At 35.3% G+C, this 12,913-nt stretch carries 8 protein-coding genes; 7 read left to right on the top strand and 1 reads right to left on the bottom strand.

The annotated features are described in order from the left end of the window. Positions 1–12: 12 nt before the first annotated feature. From rplI to hisS, 7 genes are all read left to right on the top strand, one after another. The gene (rplI, locus tag HHX25_RS01735; protein WP_169669436.1) at positions 13–459 is read left to right on the top strand and encodes a 50S ribosomal protein L9; all 447 of its coding nucleotides are present in this window, start codon (positions 13–15) and stop codon (positions 457–459) included. 131 nt (positions 460–590) lie between these two features. Continuing rightward, positions 591–3,740, top strand: a complete 3,150-nt coding sequence (locus HHX25_RS01730; protein WP_169669434.1) for a TonB-dependent receptor — start codon at positions 591–593, stop codon at positions 3,738–3,740. A gap of 156 nt (positions 3,741–3,896) precedes the next feature. Continuing rightward, complete coding sequence (locus tag HHX25_RS01725; RefSeq protein WP_169669432.1) at positions 3,897–4,364, top strand: DUF6495 family protein; 468 nt, start codon at positions 3,897–3,899, stop codon at positions 4,362–4,364. Between the two features lie 169 nt (positions 4,365–4,533). Beyond that, positions 4,534–5,103: a Crp/Fnr family transcriptional regulator gene (locus HHX25_RS01720; protein ID WP_169669430.1), complete on the top strand. Its 570-nt coding sequence runs from the start codon at positions 4,534–4,536 to the stop codon at positions 5,101–5,103. Between the two features lie 88 nt (positions 5,104–5,191). After that, positions 5,192–5,515: a hypothetical protein gene (locus tag HHX25_RS01715; protein WP_205957972.1), complete on the top strand. Its 324-nt coding sequence runs from the start codon at positions 5,192–5,194 to the stop codon at positions 5,513–5,515. 54 nt (positions 5,516–5,569) lie between these two features. Then, the gene (locus HHX25_RS01710) at positions 5,570–6,256 is read left to right on the top strand and encodes a type 1 glutamine amidotransferase domain-containing protein (protein ID WP_169669428.1); all 687 of its coding nucleotides are present in this window, start codon (positions 5,570–5,572) and stop codon (positions 6,254–6,256) included. A gap of 218 nt (positions 6,257–6,474) precedes the next feature. Continuing rightward, entirely contained in the window at positions 6,475–7,845 is a 1,371-nt protein-coding gene (hisS, locus tag HHX25_RS01705) for a histidine--tRNA ligase (protein WP_169669426.1), read from the top strand. A 97-nt stretch (positions 7,846–7,942) separates the two neighbouring features. Here hisS and HHX25_RS01700 read toward each other — a convergent pair whose 3' ends face one another. After that, complete coding sequence (locus tag HHX25_RS01700) at positions 7,943–12,850, bottom strand: LamG-like jellyroll fold domain-containing protein (RefSeq protein WP_169669424.1); 4,908 nt, start codon at positions 12,848–12,850, stop codon at positions 7,943–7,945. Positions 12,851–12,913 lie beyond the last annotated feature (63 nt).

Raw genomic sequence — 12,913 nt, 5'->3', positions numbered from 1 at the left:
ATACCGATAACAATGGAACTTATATTAAAACAAGACGTTGAAAATTTAGGATTTAAAGACGATGTTGTAACGGTTAAGAACGGTTATGGTAGAAATTTTTTAATTCCTCAAGGACAAGCTATCCTTGCTACTGCTTCTGCTAAAAAAGTGTTGGCAGAAAATTTAAAACAAAGAGCTTTTAAAGAAAAGAAAATAGTTGATGATGCTAATAAAACTGCTGAAGCATTAAAAGCATTAGAAATTAAAATTGCTGCTAAGGTTGGTACCGGAGATAAACTATTTGGTTCTGTGAATAATATCAATGTAGCTGAAGCTTTAGAAAAAGAAGGACATGCTATTGATAAAAAATTCATTACAGTAACGACTGTAAAGCGTACAGGAAAATATAATGCTGTGATACGTTTACATAGAGAGGTGTCTGTTGATTTGCCTTTTGAAGTTATTGCACAAGCAAATTAAAAGTATTAACAATTAGTTAATAAAACATTTAAATATTGTAAAGCCATTCCGATGAATGGCTTTTTTTTGTTTATTTTTGTCGGTATTAATGCTATGCGCGCATAGTAGGCTAACTCTAAACAATATATTAAATGAAAAAAACAACTCTGACTGCTTTTTTCGTGTTTTTTAGTGTTCTTGCATTTTCGCAAGTAACGACTTCAAACATAAAAGGGCTAATTTTAGATGAAGAATCCAACCCGCTTCCTGGAGCAAATGTAGTTGCTATCCATACCCCAACAGGAACTAAGTATGGAGCTGCAACAAACTTTGACGGAAGATTTAACCTATTAAATTTAAGAGTAGGAGGACCCTACAGTATTACTGTTAGTTTTGTTGGTTATCAAGAACAAACGTTTAACGATATCTTTTTAACCTTGGGTAAAACACAAAACCTTGATGTTACTTTGACGGCAGATAATGAAGAATTAGATGCTGTAGTCATTCAAGGTTCTGGAGGTACAGGAACATTTGGTAGTGACCGTACAGGAGCAGAAACAAGTGTTGGGCGTCGTGAATTGACGCGTTTGCCTACTATTTCAAGGTCTGCTGCAGATTTTACCAGATTGGAACCATCGGCAAGTGGAAATTCTTTTGGAGGGAGAAACGATCAGTACAATAATTTCTCTTTAGATGGGGCCATTTTTAATAACCCTTTTGGTTTGGATTCACCAACAGTAGGAGGTCAAACAGGTGCACAACCTATTTCATTAGATGCGATAGATCAAATTTCAGTATCTACAGCACCGTATGATGTTACCCAATCAGGATTTACTGGAGCTTCAGTAAATGCGGTTACTAAAAGTGGAACGAACGAATTTCACGGTACCGTTTATGGCTTTTTTAGAAACCAAGACTTGACAGGTGGGAAGATTAAAGGTGAAGATGTTACTAAACCAGATTTAGAACAAGTACAGTATGGTGTTAGTATTGGAGGCCCTATAATTAAAAATAAATTGTTCTTTTTTGCTAATTTCGAAAAAGATGATAGAACAGATTTAGGAACTAATGGCTGGGTGCCTAATACAGGCTCTGGAGCCATTAACGAGTCTAGAGTAAGTGCAAGCGATTTAATGGACGTGTCAAACGCTTTAGGGACTTTAGGTTATAATACAGGCGCTTATCAAGGTTTTACGTATGCCTCAGAATCCACTAAGGGAATTTTTAAATTAGATTGGAATATCAATGATAATAATCGTTTAGCTATTATTTACAATTTTTTGAATGCATCTCAAGAAAAACCAGCACATCCAACGGCTTTGGGGGTTAGAGGGCCAAGCTTTACAACGCTTCAGTTTGAGAACTCTGGATATGAGATAAATAATGGACTACAATCGGTACAATTGGAGTTGAACTCGACATTATCTGATGAGATGACCAATAAATTCCAAATTGGTTATACACATTTTGATGATTTTAGAGATCCGTTATCTGCACCAGCACCAGCTATTACCATTCAAGATGGTAGTGGTTCTAATTATATTATTGCTGGTCACGAGCCATTTTCTATAAATAATAGACTGGATCAAAAAGTATTTCAACTTACCAATAATTTAAACGTGGTAAAAGGTAACCACACCTTTACAATTGGCTTTTCTTTTGAGAAGTTTCAATTTGATAACTCCTTTAATTTAGGAGCCTTTGGTTATGATGAAGATGGTGATTTTAACCAGGAGGTAGGTGCTTTTGCAGCTTACCCAGATTTGAATGCTTTTTTTACAGATGTAAATGATGGTACATTGGCTGCTGCATTGGCTAATGCCCAAAATGTTTTTGATACAAATAATGCTTTGCCAGATGGTGAAGGATGGTCTTTGGCAGAAACAAATGTTGGACAATTGGCGTTTTATGTACAGGATGAGTGGAATGTAAATGATAATTTCAAATTAACTTATGGGATTAGATTCGATAAGCCATTATATTTTGATACCAGAGATAAAATTGATGAAAATATAGCAAGAAAGCCTTTTACTTTCGATCCTACAATTCCTTATTTTAATCCAAACACCAATCAAGAAACTTTAATAGATTCAAGAACGTTACCAAATAACAAATTCCTTATTTCTCCGCGTTTAGGATTCAACTGGGATGTTAATGGAGAGAGCAAAACGCAAATACGAGGTGGTTCAGGCGTATTTACGGGACGTTTCCCATTTGTATGGTTAGGGAACCAAGTACAAGGATTGGATTTCTTCTTTTACCAGGTTGTGGATCCAGAGTTTAAATGGCCACAGGTATGGCGTACTAATATAGGAGCCGATCATAAATTTGAAAATGGCATCATTTTAACAGGGGATGTGTCTTATACCAAAGATATTAATGGCGCCCATGTACAAAATTGGGGGTTAAGAAACCCATCAGGTACACTTAATGCGCCAGGAGATAATAGACCCATTTATTTACCAACCGATAGAGGTAATAATGCCTATGTTTTTACAAATTCGGATGAAGGACGTATCTGGAATGCCAGTTTAAAGGCACAAAAAACTTTCGACAATGGTATCTATGCAAGTGTGGCTTATAACTATTTAAATGCTAAGGACGTGAACTCTATTGAAGCTGAGATTACGGGTGATGCTTTCGATTTTAACCCGAACTTAGGTAATGCCAATAATGATGTGCTGTCTTATTCTAAATATGGAGACACACACCGTTTTATAGGAGTTGCCAGTAAAAAATGGAGCTATTCAAACGATAAAATGGCAACCACAATTTCTACATTTTGTGAGTACGCACAAGGTGGGCGTTTTAACTATACTTATGCTGGTAATATAAATGGAGATAGTTCTTTTCAGAACAATGACCTTATTTATATTCCAACAGCAAGTGAAGTGCAGCAAATGCAATTCTCTGGGCCTGGCCAAGCAGAGGCCTTTGAAAGATTTATACAGCAAGACGATTATTTAAGTGACAACCGAGGTCGTTATTTTGAAAGATATGGTGCCTTATCGCCATGGAGAAGTAGATGGGATGTTAAAATTTTACAGGATTTTAAATTTAATGTTAGTGGAGATAAAACAAATACCCTTCAGCTGAGTATCGATATTCTTAATTTTGGAAACTTTATCAATTCCGATTGGGGCGTTGTAGAAGTTCCTAACAATTTATCGCCTATAGGCGTGGATACTTCTGGAGCGACACCTGTTTATACTTTTGATGAAACCTTGGCTAATTCTTTTGGATCTGATTCAAGTTTAGCTTCTAGATGGCAAATGCAATTTGGATTGCGTTATATTTTCTAAAAATAATAACAGATATATTCTTAAATTTGCGCTCCTGATTAGGGGCGCATTTTTTTTAGAGGGATTCAATTTTGATAAGTCAATTGACGCATGCAAAATTGTAAATCGAACTAATCCAGACGAAGGTCGGGATCCCATAAATTGATTTTAATCTATATGAAGTATTCAAGACTTACCAAAGAGCAATTTGAAGAATTACACCAGGAGTTTATTAACTTTCTGTCAACACAATCTATAACCGCTGATGAGTGGGCTAATCTTAAGGCAAATAAACCTGATTTAGCAGAAATGGAGCTGGATGTATTTAGTGATCTTATTTGGGAAGGTGTTTTAAATAAGGCTGAATATTTAGAGCACATATCACCACAGCATATGTACCTGTTTCGTTTAGGGGATGATAAAATGCATGCTTTGGTAGTAACTCTAAAAAATGAAATAGATATCACGACTAAAGAAGGCTATAATTGGCTTCGTGAAAACTTAATGGATGAAAACGTGGAGTTTCTTCAAGCAGATAAAGACTATACAGACGATAAAAACTTAGATAAGTTTAAAATGATCGAACAGGGCGCCGTTATAACTAAAGGTGACTTGTATAGGTATTTTAATAAGTTGATAAACTAACGGCGGATGTCATTAGGATGAAGAAAGTCTACATTACTTCAAAACAAGAACGTTTGTATTTAAAATTGATAGCTCTATTTTCAAATTGGTGACATAAGACAACTTTTGTAAAATCTAGATACATTATTTTTGATAATACTGAAGATGAGTTTTTAACAGAATAAGTAAAATGTATACAGAGCTAGAAGCATATATAAAAAGTGAGGTCGACATAAAACAATCTGAATTAAAAAAAATAATAACCCATTTTACACCTAAAAATACTGTAAGAAATGAAATGCTGTGCAATATTGGCCAAGTATGCAAGCATTTTTATTTCATAAAAAAAGGTTGTTTGAGGCTTTACGAAATTGATGCAAAAGGAAATGATATAACAGGATATTTTGCGCTAGAGAATAGTATCATTTCAGCAAATACGAGTTTTATGCTTCAAAAGCCTTCAAGAGATTGTCTCGTTTCTCTTGAACCTTCAGAGCTATTAGTGATCTCTCGTGATAACTTTTATAAATTAATAAATACAATTCCTCAATTTGCTACGGTGTATCATAAATTTATAGAGTTTGCTTTTATCCATTCTCAAATGCGAATCTATAGTTTTTTGGGCATGGAAGGTATAGATAAACTAAAATGGGTTATGGAACATGAGCCTAAATTACTATCACGCATATCTAGTAAAGCTGTTGCTTCGTATTTGGGAATGACAAATTCTACATTAAGTAAGTTACGATCTAAGCTTTAAAACATTGTCTTATGACAACTTTTTTAATAATGATACTTCTCAACTTTGCATTGTTATCGAACAATAAAGTTCATAATTAAAAAGCAATATGATGAATAAAGAAATTAAAAAAGTATTTGTGTACACCGAACTGCAATTTTCTATTCCATTCGAGAACGTTCCTTGGAAAGAAATGAATCCCAATTTATTATCTATTGATGGCCTTGTGAGAAAGACTTGGTTAAGTGGTATCAATTCCAATTCTGTAGGTGGGTTTTATGAATTTGACTCTTTAGAAAAAGCAGAAAACTTCGCTTGGAACATCTTCCCTTTTGAAGCTAAAAATTTTGGGGTGAGTTTCATGACTAAAATTTTTAATGGAGATGTTGTGGAAGAAGCAAGTAGAGGAATGAAATCACCACATTATAACTAACTGCAAGAACAAAGTTCATAAATTCTATGGACTTTGTTTTATAAAAAAATAAAAATGAAATACATATTATTTATTGTAACAAGTACAGATAAGACAGGCACAGGAAAACATCCAGCTGGCTATGAATTTTCAGAAATAGCCGATCCTTACTTTGAATTTATCCATAAAGGATATACAGTAGATTTTGCGAGTATGCTTGGAGGAAAACCTCCATACGTAGGATATAATCCATCTAATGAAACGAGTAAAAAGTTTAAAGAAGGGCGTGGATTTAAAAGGTTGAATTTTAGTCATAAACTAGAGCATATTAACATGTCCGCTTATGATGCGATTTTTTTTCCAGGAGGTCTTGGTTTAATGACAGATATGGTTGATAACCCCTTAGTAAAAGAAATAATTAAAAACGTTTACGAAACAGGTAAGATTATAGGTGCAGTTTGTCATGGTCCAGCAGCTTTACTAAATGTTATGTTGTTTGATGGAAGTTACCTGTTAGAAGGAAAAAAAATCAATGCATTTACTAGGCAAGAGGAAGAAAAAGATAATCATTTACTAGGAGATGTTATTCCCTTTATGCTTGATGAAGCATTGGTTAAGCAAGGGGCAATATTTTCTCATACAGAACCATTTAAACCATTTGTTGTTAATGATAAGAATTTAGTAACGGGGCAAAATCCAGCATCAGCACCAGGAGTCGCATTAAAAATGATTGATTTATTAGAAAAAGAAGAAGATTCATAATTTAAAAGATTGCTCGCTTTTTTTTATTAAAAAGTACCCAATGACATTTGCATTAATTATTTTTGTCGTTATTAAAACATGAAACTGTTTTGCTATTCCGTGTTTGATGCGGAATTTATTTAAAAAAATAATAATCATTAAAAAAGATTGCTGCTGGAGTTTACCTTGAGCCTTTCGACTGTGCTCAAGACAAGTTAGATAAAAAGCAGGTACTAGATATGGCTCAAAAACCAAGTATACCAAAAGGCACCAGAGATTTTAATCCAGAGCAGGTAACTAAGCGTAATTATATTTTTAATACCATTCGAGGTGCTTTTGAAACGTTCGGATTTCAACCTATAGAAACACCTAGTTTTGAAAACTCCAACACTTTAATGGGGAAATATGGTGAAGAAGGAGACCGTTTGATTTTTAAGATTTTAAATTCTGGAGATTACTTATCTAAAGCCGATAATGAGGCCTATGATACTAAAAACTCTAATAAATTAACGCCAAGTATATCAGAAAAAGCACTCCGTTACGATCTAACGGTGCCTTTTGCGCGTTACGTGGTACAACACCAAAATGAGATCGAGTTTCCGTTTAAACGTTACCAGATACAACCTGTCTGGAGAGCAGATAGACCGCAAAAAGGACGTTTTAGGGAGTTTTACCAGTGTGATGCCGATGTGGTTGGATCTAAGTCGTTATGGCAAGAGGTCGAGTTTATCCAATTGTACGATAAAGTTTTTTCGGCTTTAAAACTTGAAGGGGTTACCATAAAAATAAATAATAGAAAAATACTTTCTGGAATAGCCGAAGTTATTGGAGCATCTGATAAATTAATAGATTTTACAGTGGCGCTGGATAAATTGGATAAAATAGGCGAGGATAAGGTAAAAGAAGAAATGCGAGGTAAGGGTATTTCGGAAGCAGGGATTGCTAAATTACAGCCTTTATTCACGTTATCGGGATCTTTTGAATCTCAAATAGATGGTTTAAAAGGCATTCTTAGTGCTTCCGAAGCAGGACAAAAGGGTATTGGGGAATTAGCCTTTATAAATGCGGCGATTAAAGAACTGGAATTGTCAACGGCAACTTTACAACTGGATGTTACTCTGGCGCGTGGATTAAACTATTACACGGGAGCTATTTTTGAAGTGGCGGCACCAGAAGATGTGAAAATGGGGTCTATTGGTGGCGGTGGCCGCTATGATGACCTAACTGGTATTTTCGGAATGAAAGATGTAAGCGGTGTAGGTATTAGTTTTGGTTTGGATAGAATCTATTTGGTTCTTGAAGAATTAGGGCTGTTCCCTGAAACAGTTAATAAAAAAGTAGAAGTCCTTTTTATAAATTTTGGAGATAAAGAAGCTCTATACAGCCTAAAAGCCATTAATGCATTGCGTTTACAGGGAATAAACTCTGAATTATATCCAGATGCTGCTAAAATGAAAAAACAAATGAATTATGCCAACAAACGTGCTGTTCCGTTTGTAGTTTTGGTAGGTGAAGAGGAAGTGACTTCAAATATTTATACATTAAAGAATATGACTTCTGGTGAACAGCAAAAAGTGTCTTTGGAGACATTAATTAAGCTTGTGAAATAAAAAAGAGTCCTAAAATTAATTTAGGACTCAAAGTATAGTTAAGTAAAATGCAGATTAAAGGTTTAAGTGACTAACTCAAATAAATAAACTCAACTATCTATTTTATTAATACTTTTTTAGAAATCGTTCCGTATGATGTTTGTATTTTCAAGATGTAATTACCTGTTTTGATTTGACTGGCATTATATGTTAAATGACGTTCATTGGTATTAGTTTGAAATTTGAACAATGATTGCCCTAATATATTGAGCATCTCAACAGATTTTATCAGTTTTGAAGTCGGGTTGTTGATGATAATATGGTTCTCTTCGTTAGAATAATGGGTTTCTATGGGGCTGGCATCTATATCATCAATTCCTAAGGTTGTTTGAGCTCCAGAGAATGTAATTTCAAAACGACTTAAATATTCTCCAGCAGCTAAATAGATTTCATAATTACTTTGTTTTAAGTTCTGATATACACCTAATTCCTTATCATGTAGATAAATCTCTAAATTTTCAGGGGTATTTTCTAATTTGTCAATTGTTATGTTATTAAAACCATCCTTTTTGGTATGAAGCCCCAGTGGAATAATTGTTTGATCATTAATATGATCAATACCTTGAATCGTGAATTTTTCATTATTAATTAGCCAATACATATCATCCGCTTGGGTGTCTATGTATTTTGAATCGTAGCCCCAATCGTAATTAACAGAGGCATTTTCATCAACAGTAATTAATAATTGTCTGTGGATTTCATTAATAGAGTTAAAGCCAATTCGTAATTTCATTCTAGTATCACCAGTATTGGATTTATTGCTGGCTTTTGCTTTGTTTTTCTTTGTATTAGATGATTTTACAAATAATGAGCTGCTGCCATCCTCAGTTTGAAAAACGCGTTGACCATTATTAAATTTAATAGTACCAGCATTTTCGGCAGTAACGAAAAAACCTTGGGCTACAGGAATGTACCTGCCTGGTGTTTTAGTTGGGGTGCCTCCAGTAGCTACATCTGGATCGTTTGTACCTTTTGATGCAGCAGGAACACCTCCCGAAAGTGAATAGGTAGCATAACCACCTTGATATTCACGAAGAATATGGGAGCCACCGCCCCAATGTTCCCAAAAATATAATGTTCCTGTTGTAGAACCTGATCCTGCAATAGTAGGACCATTATCTAATATGAATTGTACGGCGTCTATGGCTGAAGGATATGGGTTACCAACTAAATAATCATTTCCTGAGCTAATATTTAGAGTAATATCGCCGTTATTAGGTTTACCGTTTAGTACATAGTTTTGTGGTGTACTAATAGAACCAGTCCCTGGACCTTTCATAGTAAAACCTTCACCTACAAGCATAGTTCCTGTACTACGTACATGCTGCCATTTAGAGTAATCATCACTTTGTTGATTGCTAAACTTCCAAATCCAGTAATCTGCAATACCTATTGGTGAGGTAGCGCCATTATATCCGGAAGTTAAAAAGTTAACATTTGTAAAAACATCTGGTAATTTATAACTATTGTTATTGGTAGAATTATTTGATAACCCTACAGGAGATGACCAGTAATTATAAGTATAAGTATCGGCAGTTCCTTGTTGGTCTCTTTCAAGTGTTCCAGAGCTGGTAGCGTCGAGCGTACTGTCTTCGGTTTGTACTAATTGTGATTCGCCCTCTAAGTCGATTTTACCATCTAATTTTAAATACCAGGAGTTTGTCAATCCAGAATTCCCATCTATTTCTAATTTGCTCCCACTATCTATAATTAAGCCAACAGTAGTAAGATCAGTATTTGTTCGTAAATCCCCTTTTATTTGGATGATCGCACAATTGGGGGTAGTACCACTTATATCCCATAAATTGCCTTGTTCCCAATTACTGGAATCAGTCCAAGCACCACTGCATGAAGATGTTGTAACATAAGGTAACGGTGCTGTTTGTCCGTCGATTATTTTTGTGTTATAAATTTTGGCACCAGAGCCCACATCTACAGAAGCTGTTGTTAAATCATCGATAATATCATCTTTATAAGTATCTAGTCTGTAATAACGTTGTAGCGACGACCAATTTAAAGGTGTTACATTTGCAGTATCAACAAAATCTGTGATGTCTAATGGAATAATGGTCCCCCTAGCAATACCTGCATTATTTTCAATTTCTTGATGGATCATTTTATGAAGCTCATTTTCAGATAATGCTTTGTCAAAAACACGTACTTCATCGATATATCCATGAAAATAGTTACTATCTGTATCTGGTTTTCTGCCAATTGTAAAACTTGATGTATCTGTATTCAAGCCACCCGAAGTCGCTGCATTGTTAACTGCTGTACCATTGATGTAAAGTTTAAAATTACCACTTAGGCAGTCACATTTATAAGTAGCGGCCACATGTATCCATTGATTTGTTGGCAATGGTGTACTACTGCTTATGGCGCTTCCGTTTGAAGATGCCGAAATACTTTTGTCTGAATTAAGCTGTATTTGGAAGTTGTTCTGACCAATAATTATTTGATCACCAGAAGATGCAGGATCTATTTTGATCCAACTCATTATTGCGGCTTCTTGCCATCCATCTATTACAGTGTTTTCGGCTGCATAGTCATTGCGACCATCAAAATACAACTGTAATTTTCTATTCAGGTCTCGAGGAGAACCGAAAACAGCATCATCTGTATCAAATAAATCAAGAATTCCATCGCCTTCAGCATCATTGGTGTCATCAATAATACCATCATCATTCCCATCTAAGCTGTCATATAAGGTATGTGAGATATCGTAAGTAGATCCATCGGAGGTCACATCGATATAATCAGGGATATTATCATTGTCGGTATCTGCTACATAATTTTCCCAACCAGAGCCAGTAGAGCCTTGATTCGAATTACCGTAACCTGTAACAAATGTATTCCCATTAAAGAAGTCGTATACATCTAGAATACCATCGGTAAAATATTCAGAAATACCATCAGAGTTAATATCGGTTTCTCTAACAGCATCTGTATCTGTTCCATCGCCGACACCATCTCCAGTAATATCACCATCGCCATTCTGATAGGTAGTACTCCCGGAATTCGTGGCTCCAGATTCATCTACATCAAAAATAGTGTCGTTATCAGAGTCTAAATCCAAGTAATTAGGTGTGCCATCTCCGTCTGAGTCTAATGTACTGTTTCCTTCGCTTAGGTCATGCATACCATTATTGTTGGCGTCTACCCAACTGCTGTTATTGGTTAGTGTGGCCTTCCCATCACTATAACTTCCTAAACCAGCTTCCACAACACCTGGAATACCATCGTTATCTGAGTCCAGATCAAAGATATCTGCAACGCCGTCACCATCGGTATCACACAATGTTTGTGATATTACAATATCGTCTATAGCTAAGTCATTACCAGCTCCACCAACCTCATTATTAATAAAGTATACATAAAACTCACTGACATTAAAAGTTAAGTTAGCTGTAAACTGATGCCAGCTCCCAGCGGGATCACCATTTATTGAAGGTGGAATGTCCCCAGTAGTTATAGAGGCTAAAACATTATTATTGACATCTCTAAATTCTACCAATATATCTGGTCTAAGTCTGGTTGCAATACCTGGAGCATCTGTAGTATCTAAATTCAGCACCCAAAAACTGTAAGTAATAGGAATATTGGGTAAAGATCCAATAATGGTTGCCGTATAAAAGGTGCCTGGGTCGTAAGAAGCATTAAACATAGCCATCCTTCCATTGGTGTCTCCAGAAGTATGATCTTCTCCTGTATACCAATAACTATCTGCCCAGCTTGCCACTTCGCCATTTGGCGTATCGTTTGTTCCATCGCCATCACCAGCTTTATAATACACAACATATTCGCCGTCACTTAAATTGTTGTCACCTAAATTTGGACATGTCGTTATACTGCTGCCAAAAGTACCATCTTCATAGCAATAGGTTGTTTCGGCATCATAGGTGGTATTAATAGTTGTTCTATTTCCCTCTCCAAAGGTTTCATTTAAAAATTTGTAATTTGTTGTTTGGGATATTGATGATGCGCTACACGATGATTCTTCTTCCGAATCAGGGATACCATCATTATCGTCATCAATATCAACATTATCAAGCACACCATCTCCATCACTATCGAAAAAATTCTGTTCGGAGCGCGCTTCAATATCAAATTGATAGGAGGCTTCATCAGCATCATTGTTGGTAATTGTTACCGTACTTGTCTTTGTGCCTAAAGTGGATGGGGTAAATTGAATTGTAAAAGTTGTGGAACCAGTAGACGGTAATACAGGAGATGAATAAAATGGCGCAATAATTGAAAAATCTGCTGTATTAGATAAGGCAATATTAGAAATGGTTAGATTGTTTCCTCCTTTATTATAAACAGTATAGGTTCTTGTTACCTGAGTACCTGAATTAGAGGTGCCAAAAGAGGTGTGATCTGAATTTGACGGTGTTACATCGCCATTAGAGATAGACAAACTGTTACCGTGAACATCTATTTCTGGTGCTGAAACTTTTATGAGTATATCATCAAAGTAACTATATTCCCCATTATCACTGGATGTACTGCTAAACCTGAATTGTGCATTAGAAGCAAGCCCACTATTGATAGTTTGATAAAAAGTATAGATATAATTGTTTGATGTAAAATCGGTTCCTAATACATAAGTTTTTACCGTAGACCAACTTGTTCCATTATAATATTGCAGTGAAAAACCTTCGCCTGTATCTATGTTTCGACCTATAAAAGAAAAAGAAAAGTCTACAGAACTATGTGCTGAAAGATTTAAAATAGGGGAAGTTGTATAGTTTTGGGAAGTGTCATTATCTTTAGAGTAAATAGATTGTGTACCGTTACTGGCATATACAGAACTCGTATTTAAGCCAGAATCCGAGCCACCATCTGTCCAGCTTTGTAATCCGCCTTCAAAATCATAAGAAGCAATAGTTTGAGATGTCACATTAAATGATGTATACAAGCTAAATATGAGTACCATCAGTGCATATCTGTGGGTCATGTTTTTCATAAATAGGTTAATTTAGTTTGGGACTAAATAGTTGTTTATAAAAAATTTTTATAAACTTAATTA

Origin of the sequence: Flavivirga algicola (genome assembly GCF_012910715.1) — a bacterium.
Classification (GTDB): Bacteria; Bacteroidota; Bacteroidia; order Flavobacteriales; family Flavobacteriaceae; genus Flavivirga; species Flavivirga algicola.
Note: the sequence above shows the minus strand (reverse complement) of the source record. Positions and strands in the feature narration are given on the sequence as shown.

Coding starts and splice junctions, on each gene's coding strand:
- rplI (WP_169669436.1), top strand. CDS start 13: ATGGAACTTATATTAAAACAAGACGTTGAAAATTTAGGATTTAAAGAC.
- HHX25_RS01730 (WP_169669434.1), top strand. CDS start 591: ATGAAAAAAACAACTCTGACTGCTTTTTTCGTGTTTTTTAGTGTTCTT.
- HHX25_RS01725 (WP_169669432.1), top strand. CDS start 3,897: ATGAAGTATTCAAGACTTACCAAAGAGCAATTTGAAGAATTACACCAG.
- HHX25_RS01720 (WP_169669430.1), top strand. CDS start 4,534: ATGTATACAGAGCTAGAAGCATATATAAAAAGTGAGGTCGACATAAAA.
- HHX25_RS01715 (WP_205957972.1), top strand. CDS start 5,192: ATGATGAATAAAGAAATTAAAAAAGTATTTGTGTACACCGAACTGCAA.
- HHX25_RS01710 (WP_169669428.1), top strand. CDS start 5,570: ATGAAATACATATTATTTATTGTAACAAGTACAGATAAGACAGGCACA.
- hisS (WP_169669426.1), top strand. CDS start 6,475: ATGGCTCAAAAACCAAGTATACCAAAAGGCACCAGAGATTTTAATCCA.
- HHX25_RS01700 (WP_169669424.1), bottom strand. CDS start 12,850: ATGAAAAACATGACCCACAGATATGCACTGATGGTACTCATATTTAGC.